This is a genomic window from Azospirillum sp. UFLA03-27 (genome assembly GCF_059803775.1).
Genome location: NZ_JAUQTX010000146.1, coordinates 1 through 17,224 on the forward strand (window position 1 = coordinate 1; position 17,224 = coordinate 17,224).

16 protein-coding genes and 1 pseudogene are annotated in these 17,224 nt (G+C 70.4%); 15 read left to right on the forward strand and 2 right to left on the reverse strand.

The window, feature by feature from the left end; genetic code table 11:
- Nucleotides 1-67: 67 nt before the first annotated feature.
- Nucleotides 68-1,339, reverse strand: a complete 1,272-nt coding sequence (locus Q4I23_RS20370) for an amidohydrolase/deacetylase family metallohydrolase (protein ID WP_498527408.1) — start codon at nt 1,337-1,339, stop codon at nt 68-70.
- Nucleotides 1,340-2,018: 679 nt separating this feature from the next.
- Here Q4I23_RS20370 and Q4I23_RS20375 point away from each other — a divergent pair.
- The 15 genes from Q4I23_RS20375 (at nt 2,019) to Q4I23_RS20445 (ending at nt 17,051) form a co-directional block, all read left to right on the forward strand.
- Nucleotides 2,019-2,870 (forward strand): sulfite exporter TauE/SafE family protein, encoded by an 852-nt coding sequence (locus Q4I23_RS20375; RefSeq protein ID WP_498527409.1) that lies wholly within the window; start codon nt 2,019-2,021, stop codon nt 2,868-2,870.
- A 7-nt stretch (nt 2,871-2,877) separates the two neighbouring features.
- Nucleotides 2,878-4,467: a gamma-glutamyltransferase family protein gene (locus tag Q4I23_RS20380; protein WP_498527410.1), complete on the forward strand. Its 1,590-nt coding sequence runs from the start codon at nt 2,878-2,880 to the stop codon at nt 4,465-4,467.
- Between the two features lie 45 nt (nt 4,468-4,512).
- Nucleotides 4,513-5,667, forward strand: coding sequence for an ABC transporter substrate-binding protein (locus Q4I23_RS20385; protein WP_145679922.1), 1,155 nt, complete (start codon nt 4,513-4,515; stop codon nt 5,665-5,667).
- 168 nt (nt 5,668-5,835) lie between these two features.
- Entirely contained in the window at nt 5,836-6,708 is an 873-nt protein-coding gene (locus Q4I23_RS20390; RefSeq protein WP_498527411.1) for a branched-chain amino acid ABC transporter permease, read from the forward strand.
- Nucleotides 6,705-7,742, forward strand: a complete 1,038-nt coding sequence (locus Q4I23_RS20395) for a branched-chain amino acid ABC transporter permease (RefSeq protein WP_454020797.1) — start codon at nt 6,705-6,707, stop codon at nt 7,740-7,742. The genes Q4I23_RS20390 and Q4I23_RS20395 overlap by 4 nt, the downstream gene beginning before the upstream one ends.
- Nucleotides 7,739-8,542: an ABC transporter ATP-binding protein gene (locus Q4I23_RS20400; RefSeq protein WP_145679925.1), complete on the forward strand. Its 804-nt coding sequence runs from the start codon at nt 7,739-7,741 to the stop codon at nt 8,540-8,542. Before Q4I23_RS20395 ends, Q4I23_RS20400 begins: the two co-directional genes overlap by 4 nt.
- Complete coding sequence (locus Q4I23_RS20405; RefSeq protein WP_145679927.1) at nt 8,529-9,233, forward strand: ABC transporter ATP-binding protein; 705 nt, start codon at nt 8,529-8,531, stop codon at nt 9,231-9,233. The genes Q4I23_RS20400 and Q4I23_RS20405 overlap by 14 nt, the downstream gene beginning before the upstream one ends.
- Nucleotides 9,234-9,254: 21 nt before the next feature.
- Nucleotides 9,255-11,624, forward strand: coding sequence for a xanthine dehydrogenase family protein molybdopterin-binding subunit (locus tag Q4I23_RS20410; RefSeq protein WP_498527412.1), 2,370 nt, complete (start codon nt 9,255-9,257; stop codon nt 11,622-11,624).
- Nucleotides 11,621-12,433 (forward strand): FAD binding domain-containing protein, encoded by an 813-nt coding sequence (locus Q4I23_RS20415; protein WP_498527413.1) that lies wholly within the window; start codon nt 11,621-11,623, stop codon nt 12,431-12,433. The genes Q4I23_RS20410 and Q4I23_RS20415 overlap by 4 nt, the downstream gene beginning before the upstream one ends.
- Nucleotides 12,430-12,918, forward strand: a complete 489-nt coding sequence (locus tag Q4I23_RS20420; RefSeq protein ID WP_498527414.1) for a (2Fe-2S)-binding protein — start codon at nt 12,430-12,432, stop codon at nt 12,916-12,918. The genes Q4I23_RS20415 and Q4I23_RS20420 overlap by 4 nt, the downstream gene beginning before the upstream one ends.
- Before the next feature lie 4 nt (nt 12,919-12,922).
- Nucleotides 12,923-13,615 (forward strand): SRPBCC family protein, encoded by a 693-nt coding sequence (locus Q4I23_RS20425; protein WP_498527415.1) that lies wholly within the window; start codon nt 12,923-12,925, stop codon nt 13,613-13,615.
- Nucleotides 13,616-13,672: 57 nt separating this feature from the next.
- Nucleotides 13,673-14,842, forward strand: a complete 1,170-nt coding sequence (locus Q4I23_RS20430) for an amidase (protein ID WP_498527416.1) — start codon at nt 13,673-13,675, stop codon at nt 14,840-14,842.
- Entirely contained in the window at nt 14,839-15,219 is a 381-nt protein-coding gene (gene hpxZ / locus Q4I23_RS20435) for an oxalurate catabolism protein HpxZ (RefSeq protein ID WP_498527417.1), read from the forward strand. The genes Q4I23_RS20430 and hpxZ overlap by 4 nt, the downstream gene beginning before the upstream one ends.
- A gap of 96 nt (nt 15,220-15,315) precedes the next feature.
- Nucleotides 15,316-15,801, forward strand: coding sequence for a MarR family winged helix-turn-helix transcriptional regulator (locus Q4I23_RS20440; RefSeq protein WP_145626201.1), 486 nt, complete (start codon nt 15,316-15,318; stop codon nt 15,799-15,801).
- A gap of 38 nt (nt 15,802-15,839) precedes the next feature.
- The gene (locus Q4I23_RS20445; RefSeq protein ID WP_498527418.1) at nt 15,840-17,051 is read left to right on the forward strand and encodes a YlbE family protein; all 1,212 of its coding nucleotides are present in this window, start codon (nt 15,840-15,842) and stop codon (nt 17,049-17,051) included.
- Nucleotides 17,052-17,080: 29 nt separating this feature from the next.
- Here Q4I23_RS20445 and Q4I23_RS20450 read toward each other — a convergent pair.
- Nucleotides 17,081-17,224 (reverse strand): annotated as a pseudogene (locus Q4I23_RS20450) (electron transfer flavoprotein subunit alpha/FixB family protein); the annotation flags it as partial.

Sequence of the window (17,224 nt, forward strand, 5' to 3'; positions counted from 1 at the left end):
GTTATAGTCTCGTGGGCTCGGAGATGTGTATAAGAGACAGGGTTAGGGTGGGGGCAAGCCCGCCCCGTTACGCCGCCACCGGGATCGGCTTCGGCAATAGCGGGCTGTCCACCTCCTGCACCACGCCGTCGCGCAGCGAGAAGGCCGGGACGATCATCTCCGGCGCGGTCACCCGCTCGCCGCTGTTGTCGCTGAGCTGCCAGCGGCCGGTCTTGACCTCCAGCACCGCGACGTCGGCGGCCATGCCCGGAGTCAGCGCGCCGATCTCGTCGGCCATGCCCAGCATGGCGGCGGGGTTGCTGGTCACCGTCTTCAGCACGTCGCCCAGCGCCATGCCGAGAGTCAGCAGCTCGGTCATCGCGTGGGTCAGGCTGAAGGGGGCGACGCCGTAGAAGGGGTTGGCCTCGCGGTCGCCGCCGGCGCCCGCCGTCGGGGCCTTCACGTTGTAGCCGTGCAGGTCGGCGCCCAGCGTGTAGGGCAGGATGCCCGCCGCCAGCGTCCGCCGCGCCATCTCGAAGCTGAAGTGCGAGCCGTGGCCGACGTCCACGGTCAGCCCGCGCTCCAGCGCCTTGTAGATGACCGGATGCACCTCGCCGGTGCGGGTTGAGATGAAGCCGCCGGGATGCCGGGTGAAGGGATGGGCCAGGATATCGCGCGAATCGAGAAGCGGGACCAGCTCCTCCACCAGCATGTCGGGATCGACGGCTTCGCCGCCCTCGACCTCCGGCCAGAGCTGGCCGAGATGGACGTAGAGCGGCACGCCGATGCCGTCGGCGATGCGCTTGGCCTGCTTGATGACGTCGAGGCCCCAGCGCGATGCGCCGCCGACCTCCGCATGGGCCTTGATGCCCTTCACGATGTCGCGGTTCTCGCGCCCGACGCGGATGGTGGCGTCCACATCGACGCAATCCGGACGGTAGAGCTGCGGGTAATAGTGCCCCTCCAGTCCGCCGACCAGATAGGCCGACAGGAAGCACAGCGTGCGCGAGCGCGCCGGCTCGGCGATGAAGCGGCGGAAGGCCGGCAGGGTCATCAGGCTCGGCCCGCCCTGGTCGACCAGCGTCGACACGCCGGAGCGCACGCCCACCATGTCCGGGTTCAGCCCGAAGCGCCCGGTGACCTTTTCGAAGACGTGCGCGTGGGTGTCGATCAGGCCCGGCGTCACGAGCTTTCCGGATACGTCGAGGATGGTGTCGGCGGCATCGTCGGGCAGCCGTTCCGCCACCGCCGCGATGCGGCCCTTCGCGACCGCCAGATCGCCGACCAGATCCAGCCCGTTGGCCGGATCGAGAATCCGTCCGCCGCGGAGCACGAGGTCGAACGTGTGCGTCTCTGACATAACCCACCTTCTTGCGCTGATTTTTATCTGGCCGTCCTTTCAGCAAGGGTCATGCCAAGGCGGGGCGGAGTCGCCGGGCCGCACAAAACTTCAGCACACTGACGAATGACCGCCTGTTGGGCATCTGGTGGTCAAAATACGCACAATACGGCATACCACCGCGCGCACCCGCCGCCCGTCAGCGCCCTGTTCTCCGCAGTATGCTGATGATTCACGGCGCGGCGGCACGGTGTGGCACCCTGCCACCGATTTGTGCACGAACACAGAAGCCAAGACGGAAACCAGGGGTTTCCAGAGGTTCTTGGGCCGGTCCGCCGTCGCCGCGCCGGGGCATGCACGGGCTCTTCATGAACATCCTCATATCCTCAGCATACTGATGAATGCCCGCGCAGCAGGCAGAGGTTGCGCAGGAATGAAGCGGAAGGCCGGCTCGTTCAGAACTCACAATTATTTGTTGTTTATCAACAGGATCGCAGCCGTTTTCCGGCAGCCGCGTGGCCCCTCCATCCATCCGTTTGCCCAACATTAGGGCGGTTTTCAGCCCTGGCGTCACGCCGCGCCCGTCCTCCCGCCAAACCGAAATGCGCAGTGTTCTGCCGGTTGGCACGGCGTTCGCAAAGGGATGGGAAACCAACGGAAAAAGTCGGATATCCATAAAAATGAGAGGGTTTCTACAGATGTGGCGGGGCATCCCGTGACCGGGCTGGGGATCGCGGCGGTGCCGCAGCTTCCCATCCTCGGCGGCGGGCTGCTGCTGGCCGGCGGCTTCGCCGGGCTGGCGGCCGGCATGATGGGGGTGGGCGGCGGCATCGTGATCGTGCCGGTGCTCTATCACCTGTTCACCGTGCTGGGCGTGGACGAGGCCGTGCGCATGCACGTCGCGGTCGGCACCTCGCTCGCCACCATCATCGCCACCTCGCTGACGTCGCTGCGCGCCCACCGGCGGCGTGGCGCCGTGGACGGCGAGCTGCTGCGGGCCTGGGGGCCGGCGATCTTCCTCGGCGTGCTGGCGGGAACGGCGGTGGCCGGCGTGGTGCGCGGCCCGGTGCTGACGGCGGTGTTCGCCGGGATGGCGGTTCTGGTCACGCTGCACATGCTGTTCGGCAAGCCCGAGTGGCGGATTGCCGACGGGCTGCCGAGCGGCGCGCCGCGCCAGGGGCTGGCCGGCGGCATCGGCATGATGTCGGCGATGATGGGCATCGGCGGCGGCACGCTCAGCGTCCCCATCCTGACCCTGTTCGGCTACCCGATCCACCGCGCGGTCGGCACGGCGGCGGCGCTCGGCTTCATCATCGGCGTGCCGGGGACGGTGGGCTTCGTGCTGACCGGCTGGAACGTGCCGGGCCGCCCGGATTTCAGCCTGGGCTACGTCAACCTGCTGGGGCTGGCGCTGATCCTGCCGGCCTCCATGGCGATGGCGCCGCTCAGCGCGCGGCTCGCCCACAGCCTCGACACCTGCGTCCTGCGCCGCGTCTTCGCCCTGTTCCTGGGGCTGACGGCGGCGCGGATGATCCACGGCCTTCTTCCCTGAGGTTCCCATGCTGAACACGCCGCGCAGCCGCCGGGGAATGGTCACCTCCCCGCACCATCTCGCCAGCCAGGCCGGTCTCCAGATCCTGCGCGACGGCGGCACCGCCGTCGAGGCGGCGGTCGCGGTCGCCGCGGCTCTGGCCGTCGTCTACCCGCACATGACCGGCATCGGCGGCGACGGCTTCTGGCTGATCGCCGAACCGGGGCGCGATCCCGTCGCCATCGACGCCTGCGGCGGGGCGGGCAAGGCCGTCTCGCTCGACCTCTACCGGCGCCACGGCCACGCGACGGTGCCGTGGCGCGGGCCGCTGGCGGCCAACACGGTTGCCGGCACCATCGACGGCTGGCGCGAGGCGCTGGCCGTCAGCGCCGGCTGGGCCGAGCCGCTGCCGCTCGCCCGCATCCTGGAGGAGGCCATCGCCCACGCTGAGCAGGGCATCCCCGTCACCGCCAGCCAGGAAGGGCTGACCCGCCAGAAGCTGCACGAGCTGAAGGACGTTCCCGGCTTCGCCAGCACCTTCCTGCCGGGCGACGCCGTGCCGCTGGAGGGCTCTACGCTGAAGCAGCCGGCTCTGGCCGCCACGCTGCGCCGGCTGGCGGCGGAGGGGCTGGACAGCTTCTACCGCGGGCCGCTCGCCGCCTCCATCGCGGCGGATCTGCAGCGCGCCGGCTCGCCGGTGGACGCGGCGGATCTCGCGGCCCACGCGGCGCACCGCCGCCCGGCCCTGTCGGTCGGCGTGCGCGGGGTGCGGCTGTTCAACCACCCGCCGCCGACGCAGGGTCTGGCCTCGCTGATGATCCTCGCGCTGTTCGACCGGTTGGGCGTGACGGAGGGCGAAGGGTTCGACCACATCCACGGTCTGATCGAGGCGACCAAGCAGGCCTTCCTGGTCCGCGACCGCGAGGTCGGCGACCCGGCCTACATGGGGCGGGAGGTGCAGAGCTTCCTCGACGACGCCGTGCTGGACGGGCTGGCGGCGAACATCGACCGCGCCCGCGCGCTGCCCTGGCCGCATGTGGCGAAGCCCGGCGACACGGTGTGGCTGGGCGTGATCGACGGGCAGGGCCGCGCCGTCAGCATGATCCAGAGCGTCTATTTCGAATTCGGCTCCGGCCTCGTCCTGCCGGACACCGGCATCACCTGGCAGAACCGCGGCGCCTCCTTCCGATTGGCGGAGGATGGCTGGAACGCGTTGGCTCCGGGGCGCAAGCCCTTCCACACGCTGAACCCGGCGATGGCCCGCTTCGACGATGGGCGCAGCATGGTCTACGGGACCATGGGCGGGGAGGGGCAGCCGCAGACGCAGGCCGCCGTCTTCTCCCGCTACGCGATGTTCGGGCAGGGCCTGCAGGCCGCCGTGACGGCGCCGCGCTGGCTGCTCGGCCGCACCTGGGGCGAGGACAGCGTGACGCTGAAGCTGGAAAGCCGTTTCGACCCCGCCCTGGTCGCCGCCCTGCGCGACGCCGGGCACGAAGTCGAGCTGCTCGATCCGTACACGAGCACCATGGGGCATGCGGGCGCCATCGTCCGCCATGCCGACGGAACGCTGGAGGGGGCAACCGATCCCCGCAGCGATGGGGCGGTCGCCGCCTGGTGACCGAATAACCCGAGAGTTCAAATCAAGAAGAGGGGGCTAGACGACATGCGGACGATGAAGACCACGGCGTTGCTGCTGAGCGCCGCGCTGCTGGCGCCGGGCGTGGCCTTTGCGCAGGAGACGATCAAGATCGGCGTGACCCAGCCGCTGACCGGCGCGGTCGCCGCGTCGGGCAACTACGTCGCCAACGGCGCGCGGGTGGCTGAGGAGGTCGTGAACGCCAACGGCGGCGTTCTCGGCAAGAAGATCCAGCTGATCATTGAGGACAACAAGAGCAACCCGAAGGAGGCCGTCGCCTCCGCCGAGAAGCTGATCGTGCGCGACAAGGTCCCGGTGCTGATGGGCGCCTGGAGCTCCACCTTCACCCTGGCGGTGATGCCGAAGCTGGTGGAGTACGGCGTGCCGATGGTGGTGGAGACCTCCTCCTCGACCAAGATCACCACCTCGGGCAACCCATGGGTCTTCCGCATCGCCCCGACCTCGGCCATGGAGGCCAAGTCCTTCGCGGAGAAGCTGGACCACTTCCAGCCGGCCATCCAGAAGGCCGATTTCCTGGCGGTGAACAACGACTTCGGCCGCGGCTCGGCGGAGGAGTTCCGCAAGATGCTCCAGGCCAAGGGCGTCAAGATCGGCGTCACCGAGACGATGGCGCCGGAAGCCACCGACCTGTCGGCCCAGCTCTCCAGCATCAAGCAGTCGGGCGGCGACACGCTGTTCGTCACCACCGGCGTCGAGCAGATCACCCTGATCCTGAAGCAGGCGGCGGAACTGCGCCTGCCGCACCGGGTCATCACCAACGGCGGCTCCTCCTCCCCCGACCAGCTCATCGCGCAGGCGGGTGCGGCGGCGGACGGCGGCTACTTCACGCTGTTCTTCGCCCCCTGGTTCCCGGAGAAGGCGGTGCACCCGACGGTCGCCAAGACCTTCGTGGATGGCTGGAACAAGAAGGGCTACGACTTCGCCGGCCTGACCGAGGGCTACCGCGGCTATGACGGCATCATGACCATCGTGGAAGCCATCAAGACGGCCGGCAAGGCCGAGCCGCAAGCCATCCGCGACGCGCTGTGGACCGTCAAGCTGGACGGCGTGAACGGCGACATCGCCTTCAAGAAGGACGGCCCGGAAGGCAAGGAGAGCGGCCAGAACGAGGCCAACGTCTACGTCGTCCAGGTGAAGGACGGCAAGGTGACGATGCCGTAACCGGCTTCACCGCCCTCTCCCCTCTGGGGAGAGGGAAGGGGCCCGCGCCGCAGGCGTGGGAAGGGTGAGGGGGATGTCCATGGCGCCGCGTCCGGCACAAGCGCACCCCCTTCACCCTGACCCTCTCCCCGGAGGGGAGAGGGGAAAACCGAGGGATGGAGACACGCGGTGGAAGCGCATCTGCAGCATCTTTTGAACGCCGTGGTCCTGGGGGGGACCTACGCGCTGCTGGGAATCGGCCTGACGCTGATCTTCGGCATCATGCGCGTGGTCAACTTCACCCATGGCGAGCTTTACACCTTCGGCGCCTACATGGCCTACATGCTGGCCGGGATGATGGGGCTGAACTTCTTCATGTCCCTGGCGATGGCAGCATTGCTGGGCATGGCGCTGGGCGCGCTGATCGAATTCACGCTGCTGCGCCCGCTGAAGGGCGCCGACATCGACACCACCATGCTGGTGATGATCGGCGCCGGCATCGCCATGCAGGCCGGCGAGCAGCTCGTCTGGGGCGGTGTGGCGAAGTCCGTGCCCGGCCCCTTCCCGACCGAGCCGGTGGTGCTGGGGTCGGTGTCGGTGGGCATGAACCGGCTGTTCGTGCTGGGCGTGGCGCTGCTGCTGCTGGGCGGCTTCTACCTGCTCATCAACCGGACCAAGCTGGGTGTCGCCATGCGCGCCACCTTCCAGGACCCGGACACGGCGGCCCTGATGGGCGTCAACCGCGGGCTGATGTACACGCTGACCTTCGCGCTCGGCTCCGGCCTCGCCGCCACAGCGGGGGCGCTGCTCGGCCCGATCTTCGTGGTCACGCCGACCATGGGCGATCTGGTGGCGCTCAAGGCCTTCGCCATCGTCATCCTGGGCGGGCTGGGCAACATCCCCGGCGCCACCATCGGCGGCTTCGTGCTGGCGCTCGCCGAGGAGTTCGGCGCCGGCTACCTGTCGTCGGGCTACCGCGACGCCATGGGCTTCCTGCTGATCATCGCCGTGCTGATCGTGCGGCCCCAGGGTCTCTTCGCCATGAAGGAGCGGATCGGATGACGACGCGCCTCCTCCCCTGGCTGTTCGTTTTGTTCATGGCGGTTGGGCCGCTGTGGCTGGGCGACCAGTACATCCTCTACGTCCTGACTTCGACCGGCATCTTCATCATCGGGGCGATGAGCCTGAACCTGCTGCTCGGCTACACCGGGCAGCTCAGCCTCGGCCACATTGCCTTCTTCGGCATCGGCGCCTACACCAGCGCGTTGCTGTCGCTGGGCTTCGACCTCGATCTCGGCGGGGCGGAACCCTTCGTGCTGGGGCCGCAGCCGGTGTGGGTCGCCTTCCTCGGCGGCATCCTGATGGCGGCGCTGTTCGGCTTCCTGATCGGCAAGCTCGCCTTCCGGGTGCGCGGGGCCTACTTCGTCATCGTCACCATCAGCTTCGCCCAGGTCATGCGCATGGTCGCGCTGAACTGGGTGGACCTGACCGAAGGGCCGATGGCGCTGAACAACATCCCGCCGCTGTCGGTCTGGCTGCCGTGGGACGGGGTGATCCCGCTCTACAAGAAGGAATACAATTACCTTCTGGTGCTGGCGGTCGCGGTGGTCTGCTTCCTGGTGATCCAGCGGCTGGTGCAGTCGCGGGTCGGCCGGGCGCTGGTGGCGCTGCGCGAGAACGAGTCGCTGGCGCGCTCGGTCGGCATCGACGTGACGCGCTATCTGGTCGTCGCCACGGTGATTGCGGCGGGCATGGCCGGGGCCGCGGGCGGGCTCTACACCCACTACATCCGCATCGTCGATCCGGACGTCTTCATGTTCATCTACACGGTGACCATGGTCATCATGGTGGTGACGGGGGGCAAGGGCACGCTGGCCGGGCCGATCGTCGGCGGCCTCGCCTTCGGCATCCTGCCCGAGGTTCTGCGCGAGGTGGCGCGGCCCGAGGTGCAGTGGATCATCTACGGCGTCGCCATGATCGTGGTCGTCTTCTTCCTGCCGCAGGGCATGGTTCCGGCGGTGAAGAACTGGTTCGCCGGCCGCCGCAAGCGCGTCGCCGCCACGGCGCTGGGCCTGCGCAAGGAGACCTCGGCATGAGCCTCGCCTTCGACACCGCTGATGCGCCAATTTTGGAAGTGCGCGAGGTCGCCGTTCACTTCAGCGGCCTGATCGCCATCGCCTCGATGAGCTTCGCCGTGCCGGAAGGGGAGATCGTCAGCCTGATCGGCCCCAACGGGGCGGGCAAGACGACCGCCTTCAACGTCATCACCGGCTTCCTGAAGCCGACCGGCGGCAAGGTGCTGTTCCGCGGCACCGACCTGACGCGCCTCTCCTCCAACCGCATCGCGGGCCTGGGCGTCGTGCGCACCTTCCAGCGCACCAGCATCTTCGCCGGCTGCACCGTCTTCGACAACGTGCTGACCGGGATGCACCGGCAGGGGAAGGCGGAGACCTGGGGGGCGCTGCTGCGGCTCGCCTCGGTGCGGGCGGAGACGGAGCGGATGCGGGCGGCGGTGGCCGAGATCCTGGCCTTCGTCGGGCTGTCGCACCGCGCCGACGAGCTGGCCGGCAATCTCGCCTACGGCGAGCAGCGGTTGCTCGGCATCGCCATCGCGCTGGCCGCCGACCCGAAGCTGCTGCTGCTGGACGAGCCCGCCGCCGGGCTGAACCCGTCGGAGACGGAGGCCTTCATGGGCGTCGTGCAGCGCATCCGCGACCGCGGCGTGACCATCCTGCTGGTCGAGCACGACATGCGCATGGTGATGACCATCTCCGACCGTGTGGTGGTGCTGAACCACGGGCGCATCATCGCGGAAGGCCGGCCGGAGGTCATCCGCGCCAACCCGGACGTGATCCAGGCCTACCTGGGACAGGGGGTGAAGCATGCTAAAGGTTGAGGGGATCACCGTCTGCTACGGCCAGATCCCGGCGCTCCGCAACGTCTCGCTGACGGTGGAGGAGGGGGAGCTGGTCACCCTGATCGGCGCCAACGGCGCCGGCAAGACCACCACGCTGCGCGCCATCAGCGGCCTGCTGCCGCTGGCCTCCGGCCGCATCACCTTCGAGGGGCGGGAGATCGGCAACGCAGCACCCCGCACGGTGCTGGCGCTCGGGGTGGCCCACTGTCCGGAGGGGCGGCGCGTCTTCCCCCACCTGACCGTGCGCGAGAATCTGGAGATGGGCGCCTATCTGCGCCGCGACCATCAGGCGGTGGCCCAGGACATGGAGCGGCTGTTCGACCGCTTCCCCCGCCTGAAGGAGCGGCTGAATCAGCCCGCCGGCACCATGTCGGGCGGCGAGCAGCAGATGCTGGCCATCGCGCGGGCGCTGATGTCGCGCCCGAAGATCGTGCTGTTCGACGAGCCGTCGCTGGGCCTCGCCCCCAACCTCGTGGAGCGCACCTTCGAGATCGTGTCGGACATCCGCCGGGAAGGGACGACCGTGCTGATGGTCGAGCAGAACGCCTACGCCGCGCTCGACATGTGCGACCGCGCCTATCTGCTGGAGAGCGGGCAGGTGATGGAGCAGGGCACGGGGCAGGCCATGCTCGCCAACGACCACATCCAGCGCGCCTATCTGGGCGGTTAAGAAAAAAGAGAGGGTCAGGGAATGGGAGAGGTTAGCACCGCTGGATCGGGCGCCGGTTCCGGTGTCGGCGCGCGGGTCCGCCGCAAGGAGGACGACCGGCTGCTGCGCGGGCGGGGCCGCTTCGTCGGCGACATCGCCCTGGTCGGCATGAAGGAATTGGCCTTCGTGCGCAGCCCGGTCGCCCACGCCACCATCACCGGCATCGAGATCCCGGAGGAGCACCGCGGCGCCGTCTTCACCTGGGCGGATCTGGCGGCGGGCGGCGTCAAGCCGATCCGCGCCGTGTCGGGCCTGCCCGGCTTCAAGGTGTCGGAGCAGCCGGCGCTGGCCGATGGCAAGGTGCGCTTCGTCGGCGAGCCGGTGGCCGTCTGCGTCGCCGCCACCCGCGCCGAGGCCGAGGACATCGCGGCCTCCGTCTTCGTCGACTACGCCGAGCTGCCGGTGAATGCCGACATGCTGGAGGCGGTGAAGCCGGGCGCGCCGAAGGTGCACGACCACTGGCCGGACAATGTCTTCCTGGAAACCAACGTCGGCGGGACCATCGCGGAGATCGCCGCCACCGCCCCGGTCAAGGTGTCGCGGACCATCCGAACGGCGCGCCAGTGCATGGTGCCGCTGGAGGGCAAGGGCGTGGTCGCCCATTGGGACCGCCACGTCGAACAGCTCGTCCTGACCACCTCGACCCAGATGCCGCACATCGTGCGCGCCGGCCTGTCGGAATGCCTGGACCTCGACCAGGGGCTGATCCGCGTGGTGGCCCCGGACGTCGGCGGCGGCTTCGGCTGGAAGGGCCTGCTCCAGCCGGAGGAGATCGTGGCCGCCTGGATCGCCATGCGCCTCGACCGTCCCGTCCGCTGGACCGAGGACCGGCGGGAGCATCTGGTCGCCGCCGCCAACGCCCGCGAACATCATTACGAGATCACCGCCTACGCCGACGCGCGCGGGCGGCTGCTGGGGATCGAGGCCGACGCCTGGGTCGATGCCGGCGCCTACTCCGTCTATCCCTTCTCCGCCTGCCTGGAGGCGGCGCAGGTCGGCAGCATCCTGCCCGGCCCCTACGACTTCGCGCATTACCGCTGCCGCACCTTCTCCGTCTGCACCAACAAGCCGCCGATCGTTCCCTACCGCGGCGTGGCGCGCACCGGCGTGTGCTTCGCCATGGAGCAGATGATCGACGCCGTGGCCGACGCCGTCGGGCGGGAGCCATGGCAGGTCCGGCTGGAAAACCTCGTCCCGCCCGAGAAGATGCCCTTCGACAACGTGACGAGGAAGCATTTCGACAGCGGCGACTATCCCGAATCCGTCCGCCGCGCCGTCGCCGCCATCGAGCTTGAGGGCTGGCGCGCCCGCCAGAAGAGCGGAGAGGCGGACGGCCGGCTGATCGGCGTCGGCTTCGCCACCTATTGCGAGCAGTCGGCCCACGGCACCGCCGTCTATCACGGCTGGGGCATCCCCATGGTGCCGGGGCACGAGCAGGCGCAGGCCCGCATCACCCCGGACGGCGGGCTGGAACTGCGCGTCGGCGTGCAGTCGCACGGCCAGAGCATGGAGACGACCTTCGCCCAGGTCGCCCACGAGGTGCTGGGCATCCCGCTGGAGAAGATCAAGCTGGTGCACGGCGACACCGGCCTGACGCCCTATTCGACGGGCACCTGGGGGTCGCGCAGCATGGTCATGGCCGGCGGCGCCGTCGCCACCGCCTGCCGCACGCTGGCCGAGCGGCTGTGCCGGATCGGCGCGCACCTGATGCAGGCTGGCCCGGACGGGGTGGCCCTGAAGGACGGAGCCGTAACGGCTGGCCCCGCCGCGGTGACCATCCGCGAGATCGCCCACACCTGGTACCGCGCGCCGCAGCTCCTCCCCGCCGACGTGGACCGCGGCGGGCTGGAGGTCACCGCTGGCTACAAGCCGGGCAGCGACCACGGCACCTTCTCCTACGCCACCCACGCCGTGGCGGTGGCCGTGGACCCGGAGATCGGGCAGGTCGAGATCCTCGACTACGTGGTGGTCGAGGATGCCGGGACCATGGTCAACCCGATGGTCGTCGACGGCCAGATCTACGGCGGCGTCGCCCAGGGCGTCGGCACCGCGCTCTACGAGCGGATGCCCTACGACGCGGAGGGCCAGCCGCTCGCCTCCACCTTCGCGGACTACCTGATCCCCGGATTCACCGAGGTCCCGCACGTGAGGATCATCCACATGCTGACCCCCTCGCCCTACACCGAGTTCGGCGTGAAGGGCATCGGCGAGGGCGGCGCCATCGCCCCGCCCGCCGCGATCTGCAACGCCATCAACGACGCGCTGAAGCCGCTGGGAGTCATCGTGACGAACGCGCCGATGACGCCGGAAGTCATCCTCGGCGCCATCGCCGAAACGCGGGGGGCGGCATGAAGGCGGTCGATTTCGACTACGCGCAGCCGGCGACGCTGGACGCCGCGCTGGAGCTTCTGGTGCGCGAGGACGTGATGGTGCGGCCGGTGGCCGGCTCCCAGTCGCTCGGCCCCATGCTGAACCTGCGGCTGGCCCAGCCGGAGCTGCTGGTGGACATCACCCGCATCGCCGAGCTTCGGACGATCCGCCAGGAGGGCGACCGGCTGGTCATCGGGGCCTGCGTCACCCACGCGCGGCTGGAGGACGGCGATTACCCGGACGTGACGCGCGGCGTGCTTCCCAGCGTGGCGGCGGTGATCGCCTACCGCGCGGTGCGCAACCGCGGCACCATCGGCGGCAGCCTCGCCCACGCCGACCCTGCGGCGGACTGGGTGAACGTGCTGACCGCCCTCGGCGCCGACGTGGTGATCGCGGGCCAAAGCGGGCGGCGCAGCGTGCCGATGACCGACTTCATCCTCGGCGTGTTCGAGACGGCGTTGCAGCCGGGCGAGATCGTCGCGGAAATCCAGGTGCCCGCCCTGTCCGACCGGGCGCGCTGGGGCTATTACAAGGTCTGCCGCAAGACCGGCGAATTCTCCCACGCCACCGGCGCGGTGCTGATCGACCCGGCGCGGGGCATCCAGCGCTGCGTCGCCGGGGCGACCTCCGGCAAGCCGGTGGTGATCGACGGCCCGGCCCTGTTCGAGGGTGGCTGCACGGAAGCGGCGCTGGCCGTGCACCTCGCCGGCAGCCCCGCCGCGGACGACCCCATCGCCCTTCGGACCCACACCGTCGCGCTGAAGCGCGCCATCGCGCAGGTGATGTCATGAGCGCCCACGCCAAAACCATTTCCCTGACCGTCAACGGCACGCGGGTCGAGGCCAGCGTGCCGCCGCGCCAGCATCTCGGCGATTTCCTGCGCGAGCGGGAACTGCTGACCGGCACCCATCTGGGCTGCGAGCACGGCGTGTGCGGCGCCTGCACCATCCTGATCGACGGCGAGCCGGCGCGCTCCTGCATCACCTTCGCGGTGGCCTGCGACGGGCGCTCCATCACCACGGTGGAGGGGCTGGACGACGACCCCGTCGCCGCGGAGCTGCGCGAGGCCTTCTCCGCCGAGCACGGGCTGCAGTGCGGCTTCTGCACGCCGGGGATGCTGGTGGCGGCGCGCGACGTGGTGCTGCGCCGCCCGGACGCCGACAACCCGGCGATCCGCACGGCGATGAGCGGCAACTTGTGCCGCTGCACCGGCTATGTCGGGATCGTCAACGCCATCCGCCGCGTCATCGACGCGCGCAACACGAACGCGGGGTAAGCCCATGCCGACCATGACCCAGACCCTTGCCGTCAACTTCCCGCGCGCCCGCGTCTGGCCGCTGCTGGGCGACGTGGAGCAGGTGATCGCCTGCATGCCCGGCGCCTCGCTGACCAAGCCGCGCGAGGGCGACCGCATCTTCGGGCAGATGCGCGTGAAGCTCGGCCCCATCGCCGCCGCCTTCGCGGGCGAGGGCACGCTGGCGATGGACGCGGCGACCCACACCGGCGTCATCCACGGCCAGGGCACGGACCCCAAGAACAACTCCCGCGCCAAGGCCGACGTGACCTTCGCGGTGCTGGAGGAGGGGCCGGGCACGCGCATCGACCTGACCGTCGATTTCACCCTGACCGGCGTTCTGGCCCAGTTCAGCCGCGGCGCCATCGTGCAGGAGATCGCCAACCGCCTGACCGCCGAGTTCGCCCGCAACCTGGAAGCCAGGCTCGCCGCGACCGCCCCGGTGGCGGAAGAGGAGGTGGCTGCGTCCTCGGAAGCGGTGGCCGCCCCGGCCCCGGAACCCGCTCCCGAGCCCGCCAAGGAATTGAACGCTGGCAATCTGCTATGGGTGATGTTGAAAGACTGGCTGCGCAGGCTGTTCTCCAACCCTCTCCCCTCCGGGGAGAGGGTGGCCCGGAGGGCCGGTGAGGGGGATGCGCGTGGCGGTGCGTCCGGCAAAAGCGCAACCCCCTCACCCTGACCCTCTCCCCAGAGGGGAGAGGGGATTCGAACCTACGTTAAGATTGACCACAGCATCATGCCGAACGACCCCCTGAACGCCTTCGTCCCCTACGGCCGGACCGAGGTCGCCGGAGCCGCAAGCGGCCCGCTGGCCGGGCTGCGCTTCGCGGTGAAGGACCTGTTCCACATCGCCGGCCTGCCCACCGGGGCCGGAAACCCGGACTGGCTGCGCACCCACGAGGTCCCGCGGGAGACCGCGCCCGCCGTGCAGCGGCTGCTCGACGCCGGGGCGCGCGTCGCCGGCAAGACGCTGACCGACGAGCTGGCCTGGAGTCTGGCCGGCGAGAACGCCCATTACGGCACCCCGGAGAATTCGCAGGCGCCCGGCCGCATTCCTGGAGGTTCCTCCAGCGGGTCGGCCGCCGCGGTGGCGGGCGGGGCGGTGGACTTCGCCATCGGGACCGACACCGGCGGATCGGTCCGCCTGCCGGCGAGCTATTGCGGCCTCTACGGCATCCGGCCCACCCACGGAGCGGTTCCGCTGGACGGCTCCGTTCCGCTGGCGCCGAGCTTCGACACGGTGGGCTGGTTCGCGCGGGAGGCGGCGCTGCTCCGCCGCGTCGGGGCGGTGCTGCTGCCCCCGGCGCCCGATCCGGCCGTCCGCCGCCTTCTGGTCGCCGAGGACGCCTTTGCCATCGCCGGGGAGGCGGTGCGCGCCGCCCTGACCCCGGCCTTGGACCGGTTGCGCGAGCGGTTCGGGGGGGCGGAGACCGTGACGCTGGCCCCGGAGGGGCTGGTCCAATGGCGTCCGGTCTTCCAGACGCTCCAGGCCGCCGAAGCCTGGGCAGCGCACGGCGCCTGGATCACGGCGACGAAACCGACCTTCGGACCGGGCGTGCGCGATCGCTTCGCCGCGGCGGCCACGCTCGACCCCGCGCTCGCCCGCGCGGCGGCGCAGACGCGGGAGGGCATCCGGCGGCGGATGGACGACCTGCTGGGGACGGACGGGCTGATCGTCCTGCCCAGCGCGCCGGGCATCGCGCCGTTGCGCGGCTCCTCGGGGGCGGCGGTGGACGCGGAGCGCGGACGGGCGCTGGCGATCCTTTGCCCCGCCGGTCTGGCCGGGCTTCCGCAACTCTCCATTCCCGCGGCGCGGCTCCAGGGCTGCCCGCTCGGCCTGTCGCTCATCGGCCCGCGCGGCAGCGATTCCGCGCTTCTCGCCATCGCCGAGGATCTGTTCGCATGACGCCTGAGATCAACATCCCCGAGGTGGTGGCCGAGGTCACCGCCGCCTTCGAGCGCTACGAGCGCGCGCTGACCGGCAACGACGTGGCGGTCCTGGACGAGCTGTTCTGGAACCACCCGGCAACCCTGCGCTACGGCGTGGGCGAGAACCTGTACGGCTACGAGGCCATCGCCGCCTTCCGCCAGGGCCGCCCGGCCGCGGGGCTGGACCGTCTGTTGCGCAACACCGTCATCACCACCTATGGCCGCGACATGGCGACCGCCAACACCGAGTTCACGCGCCCCGCCACGGAGCGGGTCGGGCGGCAGAGCCACACCTGGGTCCGCATGCCCGAGGGCTGGCGGATCGTCGCGGCGCATGTGTCGCTGATGGGCTAGGCGCCACCGCCTTCCGGCCCGGTTGCCGATTCTCCGGCCCGCCGCCATCCTCTCTGACAGCCGCTTTCCCAAACCCGCTCCGACGGACCGCCCGCGATGACCTTAGACGACCCCCTGATTGAAGAGGCGTACCGCGTCCTGGCGGAGCGTCCCGGATTCCTCATCCGCCGTCTGCACCAGATCCACGTCGCCATGTTCATGGAAGAGTGCGCGGAGTTCAACATCACCCCCGTCCAGTACAGCGTGCTGACCGCCCTGGTGGACCGGCCCGACCTGGATCAGGTGACGCTGGGCGCCCAGATCGGCATCGACCGCACGACCACGGCGGGCGTTCTGGCCCGGCTGGCCGAGCGCGGGCTGATCCAGCGCCGGGCCAGCCCGGTGGACAAGCGCATGAAGCTGGCCGCCATCACCGCGGAGGGCCGGAAGCTGCTGCGCCGCATGGACAAGAAGGCCCAGCGCGCCCACGACCGCACCATCGCGCCACTGCCGAAGGAGGACCGGGCGGTTTTCCTGCGCTACCTGCTGCATCTGGTGGACGCCAGCAACGGCTACGGCCGCGCCCCCCTGCATCTGCCGTAAAGGCATCGGAAACACCTGAAGAGTTGGGGACACACGCGATGAACGACGCCACCGCGCGGGCTGTGGAGCGGATGCTGGCCGCCAATCCAGTGTGGACGGAGACCGGAACTGCCGGGGAGCGGATCGGGCTGGACCGCCACACGCTGCTGCACGCCGGGCCGCCCTTTACCGATCCGGCGGAGATCTGTCCGCCGATCCTCAACGCCGCCGCCGCGGCGCTGCTGTTCGAAGGCATGGCCGGCAGTGTGGAGGAGGCCCGCGCCCTGGTGCGGAGCGGCGCCGTGACCCTGCGTCCGGCGCAGGATTTCGGCGTGGTCACCCCGCTCGCCGCCGTCGTGTCGCGGTCGATGTGGCTGCATGTGGTGGAGGATGCCGGCGGCTCCGGCGCCCGCGCCTACAGCCCGCTCAACGAGGGCGGTGGCCCCGCCTTGCGTTTCGGCATCGTCAGCGGGGCGGTTGTGGAGCGGCTGCGCCTGCTGCACGGCGCGGTCGGTCCGGCGCTGGCCGGCATCGGGCCGGTGGAACTGTCCGGCATCGCATGCGAGGCGATGGAGCAGGGGGACGAGCTGCACGGGCGCGTCGGGGTGGCCTCGGAGCTGCTGACCGAGACGCTGGTGGCGCGGTTGGGCGGGACCGGCGAGGTCTGCGCCTTCCTGAAAGAGGCCGGGCAGTTCTTCCTCAACCCCTGGATGGCCGCCTGCAAAACGACGATGCTGGCTGCGGACGGCGTGCCAGGGGCGGCGCTGGTGACGGCGGCCGGCGGCAACGGGGTGCGCTTCGGGCTGCGCCTGTCGGGCATGATGGGCGAGGGCTGGGCGAGCGCGCCGGTGGCAGCGCCGCAGGGGCCGGACATCGGCTCTCCCGGCGGTTCTTTCCGCCCGCGTCTGCCGGCAATCGGGGACAGCGCCGTCATCGACGCGCTGGGCTTCGGTGCGCTGGCCCTTGACGCCGCTCCGCTGCTGCGAACGGAGTTGGGGGCGGCGGCCGAGACGGCCATCGCGGCGGCGGACCGGCTGCTCTGCGCCGACCATCCCGTCCACGGGCGGCGTGTCGGGCTGGATGCCCGTGCCGTGCTGCTGGGCGGCCCGGTGCCCCCGGTCTGTCTGGCCGCCCTGCACGCGGCGGGGGAGGATGGGATCGTCGGGCGCGGCCTCGCCTGGCACCCGCCCTCCTGCCACGCCGAGGCGGTGGCGGCGGTGGACCGGCTGAGCCGCGCCGGTTTCCCGGACGCCCCCGACCGTCGCGCCTGACATCCGGGGAACCGGCAACGCCTATGGCGTCACAGCGCCTGCTCCAGCTCCGGCACCGCCTTGAACAGGTCGGCGACGAGGCCGTAGTCGGCGACTTGGAAGATGGGCGCCTCCTCGTCCTTGTTGATCGCGACGATGACCTTGCTGTCCTTCATGCCGGCGAGGTGCTGGAT

Bases quoted from the DNA above. Each gene is read 5' to 3' on its own strand.
- Q4I23_RS20430 (WP_498527416.1), top strand. From the start codon at position 13,673: ATGCCGAACGACCCCCTGAACGCCTTCGTCCCCTACGGCCGGACCGAG.
- hpxZ (WP_498527417.1), top strand. From the start codon at position 14,839: ATGACGCCTGAGATCAACATCCCCGAGGTGGTGGCCGAGGTCACCGCC.
- Q4I23_RS20425 (WP_498527415.1), top strand. From the start codon at position 12,923: ATGCCGACCATGACCCAGACCCTTGCCGTCAACTTCCCGCGCGCCCGC.
- Q4I23_RS20405 (WP_145679927.1), top strand. From the start codon at position 8,529: ATGCTAAAGGTTGAGGGGATCACCGTCTGCTACGGCCAGATCCCGGCG.
- Q4I23_RS20445 (WP_498527418.1), top strand. From the start codon at position 15,840: ATGAACGACGCCACCGCGCGGGCTGTGGAGCGGATGCTGGCCGCCAAT.
- Q4I23_RS20370 (WP_498527408.1), bottom strand. From the start codon at position 1,339: ATGTCAGAGACGCACACGTTCGACCTCGTGCTCCGCGGCGGACGGATT.
- Q4I23_RS20385 (WP_145679922.1), top strand. From the start codon at position 4,513: ATGCGGACGATGAAGACCACGGCGTTGCTGCTGAGCGCCGCGCTGCTG.
- Q4I23_RS20380 (WP_498527410.1), top strand. From the start codon at position 2,878: ATGCTGAACACGCCGCGCAGCCGCCGGGGAATGGTCACCTCCCCGCAC.
- Q4I23_RS20400 (WP_145679925.1), top strand. From the start codon at position 7,739: ATGAGCCTCGCCTTCGACACCGCTGATGCGCCAATTTTGGAAGTGCGC.
- Q4I23_RS20415 (WP_498527413.1), top strand. From the start codon at position 11,621: ATGAAGGCGGTCGATTTCGACTACGCGCAGCCGGCGACGCTGGACGCC.
- Q4I23_RS20420 (WP_498527414.1), top strand. From the start codon at position 12,430: ATGAGCGCCCACGCCAAAACCATTTCCCTGACCGTCAACGGCACGCGG.
- Q4I23_RS20440 (WP_145626201.1), top strand. From the start codon at position 15,316: ATGACCTTAGACGACCCCCTGATTGAAGAGGCGTACCGCGTCCTGGCG.
- Q4I23_RS20395 (WP_454020797.1), top strand. From the start codon at position 6,705: ATGACGACGCGCCTCCTCCCCTGGCTGTTCGTTTTGTTCATGGCGGTT.
- Q4I23_RS20410 (WP_498527412.1), top strand. From the start codon at position 9,255: ATGGGAGAGGTTAGCACCGCTGGATCGGGCGCCGGTTCCGGTGTCGGC.